General features: G+C 30.9%; 17 protein-coding genes. 1 reads left to right on the top strand and 16 read right to left on the bottom strand.

From position 1 onward, the window contains the following. Positions 1 to 87 precede the first annotated feature (87 nt). The 9 genes from ACHZK0_RS12180 to ACHZK0_RS12140 form a co-directional block, all read right to left on the bottom strand. Positions 88 to 1,563 (bottom strand): serine hydrolase domain-containing protein, encoded by a 1,476-nt coding sequence (locus ACHZK0_RS12180; protein WP_395761607.1) that lies wholly within the window; start codon positions 1,561 to 1,563, stop codon positions 88 to 90. Next, positions 1,563 to 2,075, bottom strand: a complete 513-nt coding sequence (locus tag ACHZK0_RS12175; protein WP_262742653.1) for a hypothetical protein — start codon at positions 2,073 to 2,075, stop codon at positions 1,563 to 1,565. Before ACHZK0_RS12175 ends, ACHZK0_RS12180 begins: the two co-directional genes overlap by 1 nt. Beyond that, positions 2,072 to 2,377 carry a PadR family transcriptional regulator gene (locus ACHZK0_RS12170; protein ID WP_316251378.1) on the bottom strand — a complete coding sequence of 102 codons (306 nt, stop codon included), beginning with the start codon at positions 2,375 to 2,377 and terminating at the stop codon, positions 2,072 to 2,074. The genes ACHZK0_RS12175 and ACHZK0_RS12170 overlap by 4 nt, the downstream gene beginning before the upstream one ends. Before the next feature lie 452 nt (positions 2,378 to 2,829). Next, the gene (locus tag ACHZK0_RS12165; protein ID WP_395761606.1) at positions 2,830 to 6,000 is read right to left on the bottom strand and encodes an ATP-binding cassette domain-containing protein; all 3,171 of its coding nucleotides are present in this window, start codon (positions 5,998 to 6,000) and stop codon (positions 2,830 to 2,832) included. Between the two features lie 79 nt (positions 6,001 to 6,079). Further along, positions 6,080 to 6,559 carry an SRPBCC family protein gene (locus tag ACHZK0_RS12160; protein WP_262742658.1) on the bottom strand — a complete coding sequence of 160 codons (480 nt, stop codon included), beginning with the start codon at positions 6,557 to 6,559 and terminating at the stop codon, positions 6,080 to 6,082. Positions 6,560 to 6,822: 263 nt separating this feature from the next. Continuing rightward, positions 6,823 to 7,383: a class I SAM-dependent methyltransferase gene (locus ACHZK0_RS12155; protein ID WP_395761605.1), complete on the bottom strand. Its 561-nt coding sequence runs from the start codon at positions 7,381 to 7,383 to the stop codon at positions 6,823 to 6,825. Positions 7,384 to 7,568: 185 nt separating this feature from the next. After that, the gene (locus ACHZK0_RS12150; RefSeq protein WP_395761604.1) at positions 7,569 to 9,803 is read right to left on the bottom strand and encodes a SpaA isopeptide-forming pilin-related protein; all 2,235 of its coding nucleotides are present in this window, start codon (positions 9,801 to 9,803) and stop codon (positions 7,569 to 7,571) included. 151 nt (positions 9,804 to 9,954) lie between these two features. Then, positions 9,955 to 10,758 carry a class C sortase gene (locus ACHZK0_RS12145; protein WP_270607974.1) on the bottom strand — a complete coding sequence of 268 codons (804 nt, stop codon included), beginning with the start codon at positions 10,756 to 10,758 and terminating at the stop codon, positions 9,955 to 9,957. Positions 10,759 to 10,850: 92 nt separating this feature from the next. Beyond that, complete coding sequence (locus tag ACHZK0_RS12140; RefSeq protein ID WP_395761603.1) at positions 10,851 to 12,512, bottom strand: SpaA isopeptide-forming pilin-related protein; 1,662 nt, start codon at positions 12,510 to 12,512, stop codon at positions 10,851 to 10,853. Positions 12,513 to 13,086: 574 nt separating this feature from the next. On the opposite strand from ACHZK0_RS12140, the gene ACHZK0_RS12135 reads away from it, so the two are divergent. Beyond that, positions 13,087 to 14,313, top strand: a complete 1,227-nt coding sequence (locus tag ACHZK0_RS12135) for an AraC family transcriptional regulator (protein ID WP_262743161.1) — start codon at positions 13,087 to 13,089, stop codon at positions 14,311 to 14,313. Between the two features lie 292 nt (positions 14,314 to 14,605). Here the strand turns inward: ACHZK0_RS12135 and ACHZK0_RS12130 are convergent, their stop codons facing one another. The 7 genes from ACHZK0_RS12130 to yqeK form a co-directional block, all read right to left on the bottom strand. Beyond that, positions 14,606 to 17,278 carry a M4 family metallopeptidase gene (locus ACHZK0_RS12130; protein WP_395761602.1) on the bottom strand — a complete coding sequence of 891 codons (2,673 nt, stop codon included), beginning with the start codon at positions 17,276 to 17,278 and terminating at the stop codon, positions 14,606 to 14,608. Between the two features lie 207 nt (positions 17,279 to 17,485). Beyond that, positions 17,486 to 17,860 carry a hypothetical protein gene (locus ACHZK0_RS12125; RefSeq protein WP_061680389.1) on the bottom strand — a complete coding sequence of 125 codons (375 nt, stop codon included), beginning with the start codon at positions 17,858 to 17,860 and terminating at the stop codon, positions 17,486 to 17,488. 108 nt (positions 17,861 to 17,968) lie between these two features. Further along, a complete protein-coding gene (locus ACHZK0_RS12120) occupies positions 17,969 to 18,823 on the bottom strand; it encodes a GNAT family N-acetyltransferase (RefSeq protein WP_262743159.1) in 855 nt (284 codons plus the stop codon). 102 nt (positions 18,824 to 18,925) lie between these two features. After that, the gene (locus tag ACHZK0_RS12115) at positions 18,926 to 19,561 is read right to left on the bottom strand and encodes an SDR family oxidoreductase (RefSeq protein WP_395761601.1); all 636 of its coding nucleotides are present in this window, start codon (positions 19,559 to 19,561) and stop codon (positions 18,926 to 18,928) included. 16 nt (positions 19,562 to 19,577) lie between these two features. Then, positions 19,578 to 20,318 carry an S-adenosylhomocysteine nucleosidase gene (locus ACHZK0_RS12110; protein ID WP_262743157.1) on the bottom strand — a complete coding sequence of 247 codons (741 nt, stop codon included), beginning with the start codon at positions 20,316 to 20,318 and terminating at the stop codon, positions 19,578 to 19,580. After that, complete coding sequence (locus tag ACHZK0_RS12105) at positions 20,315 to 20,971, bottom strand: DUF3885 domain-containing protein (protein WP_270344341.1); 657 nt, start codon at positions 20,969 to 20,971, stop codon at positions 20,315 to 20,317. Before ACHZK0_RS12105 ends, ACHZK0_RS12110 begins: the two co-directional genes overlap by 4 nt. 31 nt (positions 20,972 to 21,002) lie before the next feature. Further along, positions 21,003 to 21,611: a bis(5'-nucleosyl)-tetraphosphatase (symmetrical) YqeK gene (gene yqeK / locus ACHZK0_RS12100; RefSeq protein ID WP_262743155.1), complete on the bottom strand. Its 609-nt coding sequence runs from the start codon at positions 21,609 to 21,611 to the stop codon at positions 21,003 to 21,005. Positions 21,612 to 21,767 lie beyond the last annotated feature (156 nt).

Below are 21,767 nucleotides of genomic sequence, written 5' to 3'. Positions count from 1 at the left end.
CTCCCATAAATTACATCTACTTCGAAGCTCAACTTCATCTTAAACAATGACATCGTGTGAGAGTCAACTGTTTAAGATGAAGTTGAATTATATTTCTTTAATTATTTCCCCTTTTACTCTCTTCCGTCTTAAGGCTATAAAGATTGATATTAATCCGTTCACAACTAATAAAGTTACTATAATATTTGTAAGAAAGGCTACATCTGCCGCAAATATTTTAATTGTTTTCCATGGTGAGCTTGTACTATAAGTAAGAAGCGGGATGAAAATAATCGATAATAGTAGAAATAAATTTCCTACAAATAACCAAGTTAGTTTTTCAACATTTTTCTTATGCCTATACTTCTTAACAAACATAATTGGTGAAATGAAAAGCACGAGTATAACTATCGACATAACAATTTGTGTAAATGGTATGTTTCTAGGTGGATCAATTGGTTCTTTTCCATTCAAAATACTAATAATCCCATTTTTCAACACTGATAACGCTGGCTCTTCTAATACATGATTTTTATTTGTTAAAATAACACCACCCCAGCCACTTTTATTTAAAATAAATATTTCTGCACGAGCATCGGGCGTGGATCCTGAATGCCAAATCATCGTTTCGCTTTCATTTATATTTGTTGTTCTTAATCCAAAACCATAACTTTTTTCTGAATTTATTTTATAAAGTGGTGAAAGATAAAGATCCATGTTTTCTTGCTTTAAAAATTGAGCATGCTCAGGCCGATTCAAAAACAGAATATATTGAATCATATCTTCTAAATTTGCAGTAATATAGCCATACGGTGCCCCGGCATTATCATAGGACACTACACTTTTTCTTGGTAAGCCAAACCAAGACTGATAACCTGTTAAATAATCCTTTTCATATGCAGTTTCTTTACTTGCTGCTGCACCATTCATATTTAACGGCTGAAAAACATGCTTTTCCATATATGATGAATACGTTTCATTTGTGACCTCTTCAATAAGGGCACCTAAAACAATATAATTCGCATTACTATATTGATATTTTTCTCCTGGTGAGGCATTTAATTTTACATTTAAAAGTTTCTTTACATTTTCTTTTAAAGCTGAAGAACTTTTGGATTGTATATCTGATAATGCCAAACCTTCGTATGTGTTTATTCCGCTTGTATGAGTTAATAGGTTTCGGATTGTTATAGTGGAGGTTAATTGATTGTCTTTTAATTTAAACCAAGGAAGGTGTAGTTGAACTGAATCCTCTAATTTTATTTTTTTATCTTCAATTAATTTCAATATAGCTAAAGCTGTTAAAGATTTACTTATTGAGCCAATTGCGAATGGTGTTTTACTAGTTACCTTTTTTTCAGATTCTCCAGTAATTCCTATCGTTTTTGTGAAAAATACATCTTTTTTATGTACAATTGCAACAGAAGCTCCTGGAATGTTCTGCTCCTTTATAAATTTTTCAATATACTTATCCAATGCAATTTTAATATTTTGCTGAGCATAAACTTTTGAATCTGTAATACATAATATTAATACATTACAAAGAATATAAATTAGAGACATTTTATAGATCGTATTTTTCATTATGCTTTAGACAGCTTTCGTTTTTTATAACTTACTAAACTAATAAATACTGCTACAGAGAACATAAAACTAATCATTATTAATAATGAATTCCACCATTGATTTTCTGAAATACGATATAAAAGATTATACTGAAATGTATTTTTACTATTAGTTGGATTAAATGATCTAGTTAAAAATATTGTGAATGTAGTTTGCGAGATGAGGTAAGTAATAATTGCGATGAATATGCCGCGTAAGATAGGTGTGTTTAATTTCCCTTTTTCATTTTTAAGTTGTTTCATTTTAACTTGTAAATCAATCTCATTTATTTCTAAATAATCTTGAACAAATAATTGAGGTGTACCTAAATCATCTATACTATCTTCACCATGTTCACGACATTCTTGAATATGTTCTAATATTTGTCGCTTAATATTTTTCCTTTCTTCTAAACTAATATCGTATTGCTTTAATTCCTTAAGTACGTCTGTTAAAAATTGCTTTTCTTTACCTATCAATCTATTCCTCATTTCAGAAGCTCTCCTTTCAAACCGCTTTTTAATAATGTTTGAATATCTGATTGCAATTCTAACCACTCATTAATTTTCTTCTCAAGACGTATTTTTCCACTTTCATTAATTTCATAATAAATCCTAACTTTACCACTTTCTGTTACTACTTGATAAGTATTAACCCACTCTTGATTTTTCAACTTAGTTAATATGGGGTAAATACTTCCTACTCCTTTCAATTTTAAATTGTTTACTTCGAGTTCTTTCATAATCTCATAACCATAACTTTTCTTTTTCGACAAAATAGATAATACACACATTTCTAAATGACCTTTAATTAAACTTGTTCTGTCCATAGGATAAATTTAACAGAAATATATACTTCATTCAAGTATATATTTCTGTTAAATTAGAAAAATCAGACAACAAAATATAAAGATTAATAAGTACAATATCACTTATGAACTGTTTTTAACACTTAATTATCACTTTTATAATATAATTATTACATAATATATCAACTTTTTATCCCTTTTAGCTTTTCATCTCTCCTTACTTACCTTCCTTACTTCTTTCCTTAGTGAGAAATATTGTATACAGGACATAAAAATAAAAAGATCCAACTTCTTAACTTTGACATTAAGAAGTTGGATCTTTTTTATTACTTTAGATTAATTATACTGAGTTAATACAATTTTCATTAAAAAATTATGTTTTATATAAGTTGTGTTAATTAAGTTAGTTATTTAATAACACATAAGCTAATAAAACTTTAATGATTACACTCAAGACATTCATAAACCGCCATCATGTCTCGTTTATCCAATTCGCGAATGCGATTAAAAATTGGTATTTGCGAAACAGCTTCTGTTAATAAGCTCTCATCCACAACATCACTAACTTTTCCAGTTAACCATGTTTGTATATCCACAGCCTCAACAACTTCTTTTAGTCCTTCATCACTAATACCAGTTGCATTACAAGTTACACATGGGATTGTTAATTTAAACACGCCGTCATGTAGATTATCTTCTGTTATAACTTTCTTTCCTTTACAAAATGGACATGGATTATTTTTTCTAATTTTATTAATTTGGGTAACTAATTTTTTGTATCCAAACGCCTCGTATACATACGTAAGTTTTTTATATTTACCATTTGTGAAGTACTTATCTATAATGTTTTCTCTCGTTTCATATACATTAGGGAAATCACAAATAGTTACTTGATTATTAACACTAATGGATTCAATATTTCCTTTTATTTCGTCCCAAAATGGTAAAACATTTTGTAACACTATTTCATAGTTTGAAAAGCTTGCCTGTTCTAATTCCAACATTTTCAGTGCAACTTGTGCTTTCCTTGGCAATAAAGAAACATCTTCTGTCAATTTCATATCGCCACCAACTATAGACTTCAATTTATGAAGCGCAGGTAAATCACCGATTATTTTCAACACTTCATCAACTGGTTGATTGATAATTTCACGAATATCAAAGTTACTAAATTTAAGCGGTTTATGATGATTTAAAACCGTCCCTTCACAAATTGGACATGTCATCATTTCTTTAGAAGTCTTAATTTCTTCTTTAATAGCTGCTTTTGAAATAACAATATATCCACCAATAATCGTATTAAATCCTACCCATGTTCTGCGTGTCTTTCCTTTTTTATCATAAAATGATTTTTCAAAATATCCGTACCAAAACGTATGCTTTTCTTCTTCTGACATATCATTATAGCTCTTTGATAAATCGTGACCAAGCTCATTTTTAATTTCTTCAAATAGAAATTCTATTTTTTCATATTGATAAAATTTTAATACTTTCATGATTTCCGGATCGAATAAACCATCCCAAAATGGAACATTTTTATCTTGAATTGTAATATCTTTATCGAAAACTTCAATTTGAAGACGTCCAGAACAAGATGGACAATGATTGTCCTGTGAATAGAAATCAAAACTTCCCGTATCTTTATTAGTTGGATGAGCAGCTACAATATGATTAATTAGTCCACCAATCTCATATAATAAACTATATTGACTATATAAATGTCTTTCAAGATCAATAGCAACAACAGGTGCAATTGTATCAGATTCATATTCACCATAAATTAAACGGGCCATTGATGATAAACTTTTTAAAATACCACCCTTATAAATGTTTTCGGCATTTTTAAAATATTTAATATGATTTTCTTCTAAATAGTGAACGCCTTCTCTATGCTTAAGCGCTGAAGAAATATGTATTTGCTCTGCATTATTCACACTGCTTTTTTGACGATAATAATCTTCATGACTTACTACATGAAGATGCTTTATAGATTCAGGCTGTCTTTTCCCGAAATCTACAATATAATCAGAACTTTCTAACATGTAACTATTATGTTCAATCATAATGATAGAGACTGATTCATCTTGCAATATCCCTCTAACACTATCTATAAATTGACTTAAAATATTTTGGGATAAACCTTTTGAAGGCTCATCAAAGATAAATAATGTATGTGGATTTCTTGTGTTCGCAAATAACTCCGAAACTAAATGAACACATTGAAATTCACCCGTTGATAATGTTTGTGTTTTTCGTTCTAACGTTAAATAACCAAGTCCTAATTTAATGAGTAGACGCAAGCGTTTATACGCAATTTCTTCATTTGGAAGTTCATCTATAATATCCTCAATCGAACGCTCAAAAATATCATCAATTTCTTCGCTATACTTTGTTAGTTTCTTTTTAATATCTAGGAAAGTGGCTACAGTTGATCGACTTGTAATGGATTGATTTCGATCTTGTCCGACCATAACTAGTTTATCTTTTGGATATCGTTTCAAGAAATCTGTAGCTAAACATTCGTTAACAAGTGTAGATTTCCCGCATCCAGATTCTCCTGTAACTGTCACAAGCCTATTTTTAGGAATTTGAAACTCCGTCATTTGGATATTACGGCAATATAATTCTCGGAATGTATAATATTCTGTTGGTACTTCTTTATTTAGATCCGACAGTATTGGTTTTGGTCTTGGTGATTCTTTCACAATTTGTCCACCATATTTTCCGCTACCAGGCCCAAAGAACAATTGCTCATCTGTTGTATCCAGTACTGTATCTGAATGATCAATGAGCCAAATTTGATTATTACACCCTAACTGCTTAATCTCTTCTAATATTTGTAATAATGTTTCATGATCAAGTCCAACTGAAATCTCATCAATAATAATTACAGCATTTTCACTTACTGCCATAAATTCAGCCAAATAAAGTCGTGTTAACTCTCCACCTGACAACGTACCCATAATTCGATTTAATGTTAAATAACCAATGTTCATATTAATTATATTTTGCAGTATATGTTGTTTTGCTTCACTAATATTTAACACTTCCGCTAACGAAAGAATAGATTCAACACTTAAATCATTAATATTTGAAATTGTATGTGGTTTAGCAAATAAATCTATAGTATGTTGTTCGATTTCTTCACTATAACGTTTTCCCTTACATTTTTTACACTCAATATTTTTAGTAGTGCCTCGGCCTTTACAACCAGTACACCAACCTAACTGATTATTAAACGAAAAAACCTCAGGGGAAAGATGAAATACTTCAGCAAGTTTTTCGCGAACTTCAGTAAACACACCAGTATGAGTACCTATCGTTGAACGTGGATTGGAAGAAATCGATGATTTTCCTAGAAAAAGTACTAAAGGCATATTCTCTATCTTAATAGCACTAAAATTTGTTTCCATGATATTAGGAAATAAATATTGATATTCAGCCTTTGGCAATAAAGAAACTAATCGTTTTTTTGATTCTTCGCCAATTGTTTGACAAAAAGTTGTTTTACCTGATCCTGATAAACCAGCGATTCCAAACGACTTATTAAATGGAATAGCTGTATCTAATTTATTTATGTTATTAGCAATTAATTGATTTACTTTCATATTAACCTCTATTCTTATTTTTCATAAAAGGCATTTTTAAGATATAATAATTACACAATAAATATAATCTATTACGTAATTAACCTCTCACTTCAAGAAACTTACCTTTATATATTTCAAACCACTGTTGCCATTCATCTTTAGAAAATTCTTTTTCTTCTCCTTCTAGAACGGAAGAAAAAAGATCTAAACAAATATGCCAACCTGCTATATCTTTCGGTGTATGATCTGTTAAATCATGAATGTATTCTTTAAGAAGTAAAAGAGTACCATTTTCCTCTTTATGTATTTCAAATCGGATACGATCTTTATCCCAAGTAAATTCAAGCACTGCGTTTACTTGACACTCTAAAATATCAATATTTATAAATGAACCGTCCATCATGTCAAACTTGATTATGCCACCTGTTTTAAGGCTTTCAATCTGTAAATTAGACATCCATTTTTTAAGCTTACTGTTTTCTGTTAATACAGACCAAACTCCCTTTATTGTATATGGAAATTGGCGTTCAAATTTTACAATATACCCCTCAGTTACTTTTTCAATTTCAGCTATCATATTGATTACCCCCCTACACAGAATATATGTTCTCACTTTATTTTACACGAATATAAATATAAAATAAATATTTATGTCACCGAAGTATTAATTTAAAATTAATGGCGCTGAAAAACTTAAGTATTTTCTAAATCGAGTTCTATTTTATTAGGAATTAAATATCATGTATATCATTTCCTTATTAAATATAAACTTACGTATAAAAAAAGCCGCATTTGCGACTTTTGAAATGATAGAATTTACTCTTGTTTTTGTTGAATGATTTACCGCTTAATCGCATCGACAATTAGCGATGGAAAACCAAGTTTATCGCCTTTATTTCTAGAATCATACTTTTTAGAACGGAAAATAATACCATCGTTTACATCCCATTCGTTGTAATAAAACTCACCATTTTCATCACAATATTCAAGTAAAACTACCTCAAACCCCGCAGTTTCAAACATTTTCGTTAAGGTTTTATAATTATGAACGATTTTATGACTTGCTGCTGGATGATCTTTCGGACCTGGTCCGCCTATTTGAACTATATTTTGGTACGCATCATCTTGGAAAAACGCATCAGGAACACCACACCGAATGTGCCCTGCTGGTTTTAAAAATTCATAACAAATTTCTGCTGCCCTTACACCTTCTTCAAATGTAAGGTGTTCCCATACATGTTCAGCTAAAATAGCTGAAATAGAATTGTATTCAAATCTTTCTTCCCACGTAGCTTTATCTAATAAGTTAAGTTCATCTTCTTGCGTTTGAATCCAACCTGGATTATTATTAAACATTCCAGCTCCAACTACTACTTTAATTTCATCTTGTTTTATTGCCATCAGTTTCACCTCATAGACATTTTAATTTATTAGTATATTCTATGTTTACTATTATCCTTCCTTCTTCGACAAATTTAATAGCATAAGTCCAGTACAATACCGAACTCATGCTTGAAATTTTTCAAACACAACGATTTTCTAACTTTATGGAATCAGTTTATAATACACAACTGTTTTTATACTATTTATATACGATTTTTCTTACATAAACATAACACACCAAACATTAGCACAAAACCAGTCACGTAAAAACTTGTTGTTCCGCTGCCACCAGTATTAGGAATTATCCATTTATTTTTCACATTTTTCACTGTTAGTTTTTGTGTCCTTACCGCTTCTGTAATTTCTATTTCTATTGGATCTCTAAGTAACATATATCCATTTGGCGCTTTTATTTCTTTAATCGTATACTTTCCAAATACTAACTGATTGGAAATCCCCTTACCTTTTTCATCCGTTGTTAATCTAGTAACTTCTTTACCTTCTTTATCTAAGACTTGAAATACAGCACCTTTTAGTTTTAGATTAATATCCTTATCATCAACTTTCTCAATTTCAATTTGTCCAGTCGGATCTGGTAATTTCTTATTTCCTATTTTAATTTCTACTACTGTATCTTTTTCTATTTTTACAGCTATTTTATCTTTTAATAATTCATAACCTTTAGGTGCTTCTACTTCCACTAGAGTATAGTTACCTATTGGCAATTCTTTTGATATCGCTTCTCCTTCTTTATTTGTTACTAAATTTCCAACTACTTTTCCTTTTGAATCTTCAATTTTAAACTTTGCTCCTACTAACTTTATATTTTTATCTCCAGTATCTACTTTCACTAGCTTCATTTTCCCCATTGGATCTGGTAATTTCTTATTTCCTATTTTAATTCCTACTACTACATCTTTTTCTACTTTTACAGCTATTTTTTCCTTTAATAATTCATAATCTTTAGGCGCTTCTATTTCCACTAGAGTATAGTTACCAATTGGTAACTCCTTTGATATCGCTTCCCCTTGTCCATCTGTTACTAACTCACCAACTACTTTTTTATTTGAATCTTCAATATGAAACTTTGCTCCCGCTAGCTTTTTATTTTTATCTCCCGTATCTACTTTCACTAGCTTCATTTTCCCCATCGGATCTGGTAATTTCTTATTCTCTATTTTAATTTCTACTACTGCATCTTTTTCTACTTTTACAGCTATTTTATCTTTTAATAATTCGTAACCTTTAGGCGCTTCTGTTTCCATAAGAGTATAGCTACCTATCGGTAATTCTTTTGATATCGCTTCTCCTTTTTCATCTGTTATTAACTCGCCAACTACTTTTTTATTTGAATCTTCAATATGAAACTTTGCCCCCATCAATTCTATATTATCATTATTACTATCTACTTTTTTTATCTTTACTTTTCCTGTACTAGGCTTGTTCCAATGTTGCCAGTTAAATTTGAAATTGTGAAATTCAAATCCACCAGTTTGTTGTACCGCACCGACAAATGCTTGTCCATTAATCGAACCGCCTTTTGTTTCTAATACAGCATTTGGAGCAAACACACTCCCAACGACACCATACCCCTCTGTTGTAATTTTTTTTGCATTAGGAAAAACCCAAATCACTTTCCCGTATAACTCAGTGAACGGTGAATTAGGAGAATAAGGTTGTGATGTAGGAATTATATCTGTAGCCCTTCCAATATTGTTCGTGTCATATAAGATAGCACCATTTTTAAATGTAACCTCTATTGCATCTGAATACATAACGATAAAATCTTTTCCTTTCGCATTAGGTAAAAAGACATCTCTTATATCTAAATTGATTTTCCCTACCAATTCTGATGAAACATAAATATTAGGATTGTTTATATCTTTTCCAATTCCATAACTCATATTTAGAATTGGGGTATTCGTTTTATATTGACCTGCATTTTTACTGACTTGGTTCACTATGTTGTGAAATTCATTAAATTTCGCGTCAATTTCTAGTTTTTCTTTATAAACGATACGATCATAAGAAGATTGTATGATATGATTTGGATCACTCTCTTTTGTCATTACAACTATTCCGTTTTGAATAATAAAAGATTCCTCTCTTGATTTTTTAAATTTTCCAGACAATAACAAGGATGGATATCCCTCATCATCCCATTTTTCCCCAATTATATTAGATGTTCCCGCTGCTGCACCTACAATCGTATAACCAGATGCATCCATATCACCTTGAACTGCAATTGCTCCTTCAATATCGCCACCTACTGCTATATGGTTACCAAAGACAACAGCATTATAACGCGATATATCTCCTAGACCTTCTAAGTTTATCGTGGATCCATATGCTTCTTTTGGTACATATACGACAAAACTTACACATAACATTAACAAAACCATAAATGGAATACTTACCAGTTTTAATCGTAGCCTCAATTCCTTTGTTCCCACCTTTACCGTATTTTTTCTACAGTCGAATAAAGTGAAACTTTTATCAGTGAGGATTTACTCCCCCTATATACCTTCTTTGCTTTTCTCTGCATTTTCGGTCCCACTGCCCAATTAATACAGAATAAATAAATACATTCTATCGAATACATTTTCTCTTATAAATTGCGACTAGAAACACACATAACAATATGATTGTGACTATTACCGTCCACTTATTAAACATAAATATCTCTGTACTCATTTTTTGTTTTTCTTTCTCATTAAACTCCACACGCTCACCTCGAACCAGTAATCTATTTGTATTTACTCCATAAGGCGTACATGTAATTAATGTAATATAATCTTTATTTTCCACAATTTTCAAATCGTCCGTTTCGTGTGGTAACACTACTTTAATTTGATCTACTTTATAAGCAAGAACTTTGTCTAAAGAATGAATATAAAAAAGATCTCCTTCACTCAACTTATCTAAATCTGTAAATAATTTTGCTGATGGTAAACCACGATGCCCTGTTAAAATAGTGTGCGTATTTTCTCCACCTACTGGAAGTGAAGAATAATCTAAATGACCTACCCCGCGACTCAATACTTCCTCAGAGGTCCCTTGATAGATTGGTAATTTTATATTAATTTTCGATATTTCAATATACCCCATTACATCACCTAAATTTAACGCATCCGCATACGCTTGATGATTATTTTTTTCTTCAGAAAATGGATCTGCAAATGTTTTCATGGAAGTTTGAACTTGTTTATTATATTCGGTTGCTTCTTTTTCCCTACGTTCAACTTCTTTCTTTTGTAGTGCTTTGATCTTCTTATCGTAGGAGCTAATCTCAGAATAATGTGCACGAGTCGCCAACCAATTACTAATAGTAGGATATAAAAAAATACCTAATCCTAATAAAAAAATACCTCCTAAAGCAAGATTTCGTTTCATATTTCCACCTCTGCATATACTAAAATATCGAAAAGAGGGAAGCATTTTGCTTCTCCCCTTTTTACATCACTTGGTTACATGTTCCTAAAGCCTTAATTATTAGCAAACTTTTTTCTAAAGAAAACAAATACCGCTGTAGCCATTAACGCAAGGCCTAGTACAGTAAATAGAATCGTTCCGATACCACCCGTTACAGGAAGAATCCATCCACTTTTATTATTTTCAATCGATAATTTAACCGTTTGATTATTTTCGCTAATCTTTACATCAATAGGATCCTTTAATAATTGATATGAAGCTGTTGTACCATCTTCTTTTGTATAAGTTGGTGCTTTCGTTTCAAAAATTTGATAGTCTCCATACGGAATGTTAGTCCATTTAATAACACCATTTTCATCTGATACACCTGTGACTTCTTTACCTGCCACAACAACTATTTTTCCATTTTTATCTTTAAGTACAAACTCCGCACCTTTTAATTTCTTCTTATCAGCACCATCAACTTTTGTTAACTCGATAATTCCAGTTGTCGGAACAACAACTACAGGTTTAGATTCCTTTTCTCCAATTACATCATTTTTATTTATAAAATCAATTTTTGCTGTATTTAAAATTTCTGAACCAGATAGTACTCCTTCTTTTACTTGTGATTTAATTTGTAAATGAAATTCTTTTTTACCATCTAACTTTGTGAAATCTTTTACTGTAGCTGTTACTTTTTGGCCTTCTACAGCGACCTTTACAATGCTTGCATTTACTTCTGCTCCATCAATTTTCACGATTGGTTTTCCTTGAATCATTAAACGATTGTCTAATGTATCTGTTACTACATATTTTTTGTATTCTTTAATGTCTTCTGGAATTAATGTTTTGATATCATAATTGTAATTAGTTAACGGATTAATTGGTAACGCTTCCGAATTACCGTTAATCTTTTTATCAATATTTGGTTCTTCATAGTTTTGCACTTCTACTTTAACTACTGTACCAGAAGTAATTGTTCCATCTTCGTTAATAGTTCCGGAGGTCTTTATAAAAAACTCGTGTTTAGTCGGATCTAGTACATACCCTTTCGGCGCTTTTGTCTCTTGGAAATAGTATTCCCCATACTCTAATCCTTGCACGCGAATATGCCCATTACCATCTGTTGCTAACTCTTTTTTCACTTCTGTACCATCTTTTTTAAATAAAGCGAATACTGCACCTGCTAATGCTTTTTCATTTGCACCACTCTTTACTAAATCAACTGCACCACGTTTAATCTCATTTTTCGGATACATATGAACATCATAGTTTAGCACCTTACCCTCTTTATTCGTTAATGGAATATCCACTGTATACGTATTTGGATTTAGGTTAACATGCGGAGGTCCTGCCACTTCTTTCACTTCATAACGTCCTAGCGGAAGATCTTTTAATACAGCTTGTCCGTTATCATCTGTTACTACTTGAGTTGGAGTTGCTCCCATTACAGGCTTCACATCTTCTTTCACGATTTTCCCATCGTTTGAAATTTTTTCAAACGACGCAACCCTTTTCACTTCAAACGTTACACCTTTTAACGGCTTCGCATTTGTTGGTACCTCTTGATTTGCAAAGCCATCTCCTTCTATCCCCTGTGCGCCATCTTTTTCTTGTTCATATTTATGGATCGTTAAAGTACCTTTGGATGGTGAAGCTGCCTTTACTAATACACTAGACCATGTAGAAAATGTTAAGAAAAATACTAAAAGCACACTAAATATTTTTTTCATTTCTCTTATCCCCTTTACTACTTCTATCATTTTAAAAATCTCATTATTACTATTACCCTCTTAAAAGTAATAGTGTGCCAAGTACCAGATTTAAACGAGTAACTTAAAACATAGTCGTCCAACAATCCATTGTTTACAATCACTTATTCACTCTTCTTATCTTCTATTATTACGTTGTCTCTCCGTACGATATATGTAGTTTCCCCTCTGAATTACACTTATATCTCAACTTCAAAAATCATTACATATTAACTTCTATCGCAAATTTCCATTAATTACTTAACTTAACTTCAATTCATTAATCCCTCCCTTCCTATCCCTATTTAAAATCCAATCTTAATTATTTTTGATACATATAAGCAATGAACAACGAATAAGTGTGACAATTCATATTTTACGTTACTCCCTAAAAATATTACCTGTATATTCAAATAATATGTGCTATTCATGTTAAATTATGGTATTATTCTTAGAAGTTTATAATTTTTATAGATAAAGTTTTTCCGTTTCTACTTATGAAAAAAGAGAATATATAAACATTCAACTATTACACACAACTGTAAGGAGGAATAATATGACTAAAAAGCTCAGTCTAGTTGAGATAGAGTACATTTGTAATATGTTTTTCCAATCTTTTGAAATTCCAGTTTGTTTTTTAGATTGTAACAAAAATATTCTTTTAGAGTTTACATCAAAAGATGATTCACATTCTTTCTATAAATCAAAAATAGAACAGTTACATGTGCTTTTTCAAAAAAATGATTCAAATAATTCACCTATCTTCAGAACTCACCAATATTTAGGGCACTTCATTTTAATTCACATAAAGAGCCATTATATGGTGAACGGTACTGTTATTATTGGGCCCTTGAAACAGGTAAATTTTTCTACAAGTAAAGCGGATAGTAACCTTAATTTTATTTCGAATTATAAAAGAACAAGAGATCATTATTTTTCATTGTCAGTCAAAGATCAAAATTTCTTTGTAAATATAGCAATATTGTTCTATAACATTCTCTATAAAAAAATTTCAGATGTAAGTACCTTTTCAAATAACAGTGACTCATTTCATGTAAGTCATAGCAGTATCTTAAACGAAGATTTATATATTTCAATGCAAAAAAACGAATCCTTCTGTCATAATTTGTATATAGAGAACCAACTACTTGGAGCTATAGAAAACGGGGATAAAGAAAGCGTACTCAAATATTATTACGAATTCCAACAAGAGACTCTTTCATCCTTATCTTCATTCGATCAATTAAGACGTCATAAAAATATTTGTATTTCATCCATCACACTTGCTACTAGATATGCTATAAAAGGAGGACTTCCTTCCGGGATTGCTTACAAGATTTACGATCTACACATCCAAAAGACAGAGGATTTAAAAGACACGGAATCTGTTTGGGATTTATTAAGAAATGTTTTCTGTACTTTTGCAGACCGTGTAAAAGTACAAAAAGTACAGAAACACTCAAAGACTATCACTATTTGCAAAAACTATATTTTTAAAAATATTTACAATCAAATATCTGTTACACAACTTGCTAAATTTGCAAATGTAAATTCAGATTATTTATCTATATTATTCAAAAAAGAAGTCGGTATTTCATTAATTGAGTACATTCAACGTGAACGAATCGAAGAAGCAAAAAAATTATTAACTTTCACAACCTATCCCTTATCAGACATATGTGCTTCGCTCAACTTTAGTGATCAAAGCTATTTCACTAAAATTTTCAAAAAATTCACTAACGAAACACCTGGTAAATACCGAAAATCTCATGTTGTCATATAGAGTTAAACTTTCATTAAAACAAAGTGTTTTTAGTAACTTATCAATGGCAGATTAAAATTACTTCCACATTCATGACCTTTTGAATTTAGGCTATTTTTAAATCAAAAAAACACGTTACTATTCTTTTATTTGAATGAGAATAGTAACGTGCTTTATATGTAATGTAGGTCTGTAGGCAAAATAGCGTCCAAATGCAAAGTTTTATAGAAGCAAAATACACCACTTAAATACTAAAATCTTATTAAGTAAAAAATTCATCTAATAATTATTGTGTGAGAAATAAATCCTACTATTATTTTTGTATCTTTCTAAATTTACGAACTAAAGTGAGTACGGTACCTGCAATAACCATCCAAATGCCCATTGTTGCACTGTTAGTTGTACTAGCACCCGTGTTTGGAAGTTCTTTATATGTAGATTCTTTTTTATCGGAATTATTCTTGTTCGGGATATTACTGTTATTAGTAAGGCCATTAGCTGTGCTAATGTCTTTATCTTTCACCAATACTTTTTGCATTGTATGAACCTCATTACCTACGGAATCTTTGACACTATATATGATTTCAAAAGTACCAGCTTTAGAGGTATCTACAGTTCCTTCATACGTTACGTTAGAAGTAAGGTCACCGTCCTCTTTATCAGTAGCTAATACTCCTACCATTGGATCAAATTTATCTCCCTCAGTAATTGTAATTGTAGCAGGTACTTTTAGTATTGGTATTTCATTTTTAACTTCTTCTCTAACTTTGACCGCTACAGCTTGTTTCGCAGTTACTTCATGTCCTTTAGAATCTGTCACTATGTACGTTAATACGTAAGTACCAGCTTTAGAGGTATTTACTTCACCATTAACTTTTACTTTAGAAGTAAGATCGCCGTCTTCTTTATCAATAGCTAATACTTTTGCCATTGGATCGAATGAATCTCCTACATGAATTGTCGCTGCAGTAGGCACTGTTAATGTGGGGTTTAAATCTAATGTTTCTCCATTTCTCTCCACAATTACCGTCTGTGTAGCCGTTGTATTCCCCCCTTGAGAGTCAACGACCGAGTAGTCCACAATGTATGTACCTGGTTTAGAAGTATCTACATCGCCTTTATGTTTTACTTTATTTGTTAAATCACCATCTTCTTTATCAACAGCTTTTACATTACTCATCGGGTTAAAAGTATCACCAACACGCAGTGTAATTGTAAGAGGTACAGTTAATTCAGGGACTTGATTTTCTGCAGTTTTTTCGTTTTCTTTCACTGTTCCTTTAATTTTTGCTGCATCAAAAGCTTTTTGGACCGCTTCAACTTCAATTGAGTTCGCACCATATTTGTTTGTTGCAACTTTAAGACACGCTATTCTTAATTCAGAGAAATTAGAAGTCATGTTCAATTCATCTGTATTTGCATAATAGAAAAGATCAAACATTTTATCTTCACCAATACCATTTACAGTTACACCGTTTTGAGTTCCACCTTGTGCAATTAAATACGCGACTTTATTAATAATACTTGAGTTAAAATGAACGCCCTCATTATCTTCTCCGTTTAAATCACTGTATTTGCTATAATCATCTGGATACGGTAATCCATTAAAAAATTTGACTGCAGATGGATTCTTCATATTACGGAGAACTGATCCAGTTTGTTCTCCTATTGTCCAATTAAATTCCCCATTATTTATGTATTTCTCAATAGCCGTTCCCATAATATCAGATAACGCCTCGTTAATTGCCCCAGATTCTCCGGAAAATTCAAGATTAGATTCGCTAGATGTAACCGCATGTGTAAATTCATGGCCCGCTATGTCAAATGCTTTCACCATTGGATCACCATATATTAGCATACTAACATTGCTAATATTAGCACTAAATGCATTCTCCCAATTTTTAGGATCATCTGTTTCTCCAGAATCCCATGCATGTACAACTGATACTACTTTTTTCCCCTTATTATCAAAACTATTACGTTTATATTTATCTTTATAAAAATCATATACCTTTGTTGCTAAGAAATGAGCACTTACCGCCTTTGGATCATTAAATATGGTTGAAGTGCTAGTTGCTAATATACCAGGATAATATCTGTTTTCAAAAGTAATATCTCTATAATTTACATCATATGTCTCAATTCCTTGCCCTCTTGTGTAATCAGCAAGTGCATATTCCCCATTACTTTGTTCAGAAATACCAAATGTGCGAATTATACCTAAATCATCTTTACCTGTTCCGGTTAATGATTTGACATCACTTTTTTTACTCTCCTCAATGAATTTAACATGCTCTTCACTTATTTTTAAATCTGACTCTTGCACCATATTTTTCAACATATCTCCATTATTAGCATTCACTAAATAAGTTCCAGATACATAGTTTGGTGTTGCAGCTGTAAATGTAACTTGATATGCATTGCTAGCCTGTCCATTATTTTCATTTACAAAAATAACTTCCTTGACTTCTGGCTCAGAAATAAATGTAATATCGTTCCCGTACTTCGTATAAATAAATTGTTTTGCATCTTCTTTTGATAAATTAATTGGATTCTTTAAATCTTCTTGTGTTAAATTTTGTGCACTTTCTCCTGAAACACTTTTAATAATACCCTTTTTATCTACATGAGCAGTCAATTGGTGTCCATACACTTCTTTTCCTTCATATATTTGTTGCATACGAACAAGTGTAGTCCCATCATAAGCCCCACGTTTTTGAAGAACCTTGTAATCTACCCCTTCGTCTCCACTAACTTGTTTTTGAGACAAAGCATGCTCCGTCTTTTCCTTAAGTGCATCTTTTACTACATTCTCAGGTGTCTTTTGTGATGGTTGTGTAAGTTCACCTGTACGGAACGAATCCTCTTGAATTTCAACTTGCATTTGACCCTTTTCCTCTGCATAACTTACTCCATACGGTATTACAGTTGTTAAGGCTAATCCTGTTGTTAAGGCAACTATAGCTATTTCTTTTTTATTTTTCATGTTATTTTCCTCGTATAATTTCCTAAAATATGAAACTGCTTAAATGTATTCCTATTAAAAATAGAAAAATAAAAATTACAACACATTACACAAAACCATATTATAAAAAGATGACTTCTGTAGCAAACAAAAGTCATCCCTTCAATATGTAATATCCCTAATATATTTTTAATGCATAATTTTCATTTGAAAAGAAAAAAGCATTCATTAACGAGCATTTTGCATTACTTTTATTAGGTCATTTATATTTTCAACTTTCTGCTGAAACTGATCAAATCTGCTATGTAGCAATGACGGATTCTTATCTTCAGTTGAAATAACTTTTTTTAATTCCTCTTCTAATTTATCATATGTATCAAAGAAATTATCAAATTCTACACTTACAAGTTCTTCATTTTCACGATAAAATCTTTTTGATTCTATATAAGTCATATATGATTTATTTAAAAATCCTAATGAAATTAAATATTTAGAAGTGTTTTCTTGATAAATAGCAATATCACATGCTGTTTTAATATCAGAATAAGTTTTTTGAACGAAACAATGTAATTCAAAAATCTTAAACTTTAATCCATTATTCATTTCATCCCCTCCCATCCTATCTATTCTACATAAAAAAAGAATATTATACAAAGTAAAATATCAATATAGTACAAAAATAAAAAGCGTAAGAATAATTCCTTCCGCTTTTTATATCAAAACATACATTTCATATTGTGCTAAAGAATTCTTTTCAAATCCAGTTTTCTTTAAAAATCCTTCTAGTAAATTGTTGTTTGGAAACCCAATTGATAAACTTGTTACATTCAACTCATCTCTTGCTATTTGTAATAATTTTGATCCAATATTACGATTTCTATAGTCTTTGTCTACGAAAAGAAAACTGATTTTACCATGTTCATTCACACATATAGCACCCTTTAAATCATTATCGACATATGCACCGTAAAATGTATTATTTGTTTTTTCGATATAATCCATATCATTTTGCCAATTTATATGGAAGTGTAACCATTTCTGAACTTCAAGTTTAAAAGATGGGAAATCTAAGTGTTTTACTTCAATTCCCTTGCAATCTTTATTTATTATTTTAGTCATATCTTTTAAATTATAATAAGATAGATCGTACACTTTTTCATAGCCTAATTTCGTATAAAAATGAATCGCTCGGTCATTGCCTACAATAACTTCTAGAAAAAGTTGCTTACACTCATTTTGAAGCGCCTCTTCTTTATGCAGTTCAAATAACTTTTGACTCACACCAATACCGCGGTAATTAGGATGAACCGCTAATGTTCCACAGCGCATTGTTTTTATGTTTTCATAATCCTTTATCCCGCCAAGTATTACACCAACAGATTTATTATCGTCTAAATCTAAAGCAAGAAAGGAATGTTTTAGTGAATTCCCTTCTGGTCCAAAAAATCTTTTTATAAAATCTTCTTTTGAAACTTCCATTTTAATAATGTAATCTGAAAATCCATCTTTAAAAGCTTCATACACTAAATCGATACTTACTTCACTGCATCTTTTGTATTGAATCATATAAAATTATCCTCCACTTACTCGTGTTAAATTTAACATTCAAATACATAAAATGTTCTAGTTCCACTCTACCCATCATTCTTTAATTTTCAGTTCTACCATTTAATTTGAAATAAACGGGCATTTTCCTACATACCTCTCACTATTAATTTGTTTTATAACAAACGGAGCAATATCACTATTTTGAATTTTGATTCCTGGCATATCTACTAAACTCTCTTTTATATTTCCAATACCATTCCCTTCCATAACAAATGGTAATCTAACAATTGTCCAATCTACATCACTACCTTGAATAATTTGCAATTCTTTATATTTATCTTGCATCATCTTTGATAAAAATACTTTAAACAAGGTAGTTCCTATTTTATTTATAATTCCCTTTTGATCTCCTGTCACATCTAAAGAACCTCCAGAAATCAGTATATATCTTTTTATTTCAAATTCTTTCATTGCTTCTAAAATATGCTTCGTTACTGTACTAAAAATATAAGATTCATTTTTTGGTTGACCAACCGCATTTATTACAACTCGACAACCTTTAAGTAATTTCCGTATTGAAGAAAAATCACGTGCATCTCCATTAATAATCTCTAAGTTTTCATTTGTTATTTTGATATTATTAGAATTTCTTGTTAATAGTTTTACTTGATATCCCTTTTCTAACGCTTCGTTTACAAGGAATTTCCCGGCTCTTCCATTTGCACCTAGAATAGCTATTCTATTTGTACTTTCCAATATTAACCCCCTCTAACTATCTATTATTTACTACATTAATCTCATACACTCGTAAAAAAGCAATTAAATGTTCGCACGCTCGTTCACATGCTAACATTTTAAAGATTTTTTGTTCCTCTTTCGTTTTATCATTTGCTTGATCTGAAGCAGCTTTTAAACATAGAAAAGGCTTGTTATTGATTTGGCATACATAAGCGAATGCTGCTACTTCTTGATCAACCGCTAATGCTCCATATACAGTATGGAGCAAATATCTCATTTCTGAACTACGGATACGTTGATCTCCAGATAAAAATGTACCGAAATGAATCGGTTCATATGATCGGATCTTTTTTATTCTTCTTACAATTGACTTTGTTGTTTCAATAGGTGCTGTTCTACCATTATATAAATTAAAAACATCCTCCCCCGAACCAGCAGCAGTAACATCGTGTTGTATTGCATTAAGAGCTACTACAATATGACCATTTTTCACCTTATTTGATAAGCTTCCGCATATCCCTGTCATAAACAACTCATCTGGCTGAAACTCACTAATTAATAATTGTACACAACTTGCACAACTTACTTTGCCAACTCCAGTTATAACGGAGATAACTTCCAAATCATTTATATAATGAAAATGAAATTCCCAAGCTGCTCTTTTTTCAATACGTTCACTTGGATAATATTGATGCAAATACGTAAGTTCTGGTTCCCATGCGGATACGATTGCAATACGTTTCATTACACACTTCACTTCCCCCATTGTTGTCATTTAAATAAGTTATCTATGCTTTCTCGTTCATAATCTGGAATCCACTTTTTATATTTCTCATATAAGTTTCGTATTGTTTCTTTATTCTTCGCAATCACTTCACATCCTCTATCATCGTAAATATACATGATAATATCTTTTGTTGTATTTATGAGAAATACATCTGGATAAGAAATTTCTTTTTCGCATCCAAAACGAGGATAAAGACCTGGAAAATCTTCATGATTTGCAGCTTGAATAAGCTGTTTATACTTTATATCGCTAGCAAAACATTTTAACGAAAATTGATATGTACAATATAAATCAGCTTCTTCATCTTCAAATAGAAAAGGTAATGTTTCTTGCCTTAACTTGAAATTTAAATCCCTCTTTTTAATAAAACTATTGTATACATTTATTTTCTGCGGATTTTTCACATTTCCCTTTTTAAATCGATAAACATTTGTTACTAAAAACACTTCATCTTCTTTTGAAAATATATCTTCAAACAAGTATTTATTATATGTATAAAGTTGAGTGAAGTATTCCATATTTAAATCGTCAGTTCTTTCGACATTTGGACATTTCTCTTTCCCAAAATGAAAATGCAAATAATTTTCCCACTGAAAGTATATATGTGGTACTAATGTAAATCCAGGAAATATTTGATTCATATACTCTTTTAATTACATCCCTATATCCTTTCTACTCTACAATTTCTTTTAAATGCCAATATGCTTCTTCTAGCCACGGGTGTATAACTTTCAACGTTTCTTTTCTATCCCACAAATATGAAATATATACGAAAGCAGCATGTTCTAAAGATTTTTCTAATCCTTTTCTTATTTCTACTAAATAAGGTGGTGTCCCATTATGATCCCATTCTATTTTATCAGCAACAAATAACACTAAATCCATCTTCGTTGAATGTTTACGTAGTGTAGTATGACAATTAATTGCATTTAAAATTTCTTCATCTTCCACTCTAAATATCTCTTTTGCAATTATTCTCGACAGTTTTTGATGAATAATCATCGGGAATTCTCGTTCTTCTTGTAATATCTCTATTCTAAATTGTTCAGCAACTGCAATCCGCACTTCATTCGGAAAGATTGCACTAATATCATGTAAATATGCTGCAATCGCTGCCTTTTCCTCGTTTTCATGATACTTAATCGCAATTTTTCGAGCTTCATTTGCCACCCGAATTGAATGTTTATATGTAAGTTCTTTATTGTATTTTAATAGAAAAGCTTTTATATCATTTTCAATTTTTCCAGTTGGAGTAAATGAATAAATCTCTTTATATACCATAGCAAGTCCCCCCCTTATTCTTCACTTTCAGTATAATACATTATTTAAATATCTTTCTTCTTTGTATTCGTTATGAATGTTTTAATCCCTTTTTATACGTTACATGAAATTTTATGTGGAATCATTGCTACAAAATACATAAATGTTTGATATTAT

This window comes from Bacillus sp. 3G2 (assembly GCF_044324725.1).
GTDB classification, from domain to species: domain Bacteria; phylum Bacillota; class Bacilli; order Bacillales; family Bacillaceae_G; genus Bacillus_A; species Bacillus_A mobilis.
Note: the sequence above shows the minus strand (reverse complement) of the source record. Positions and strands in the feature narration are given on the sequence as shown.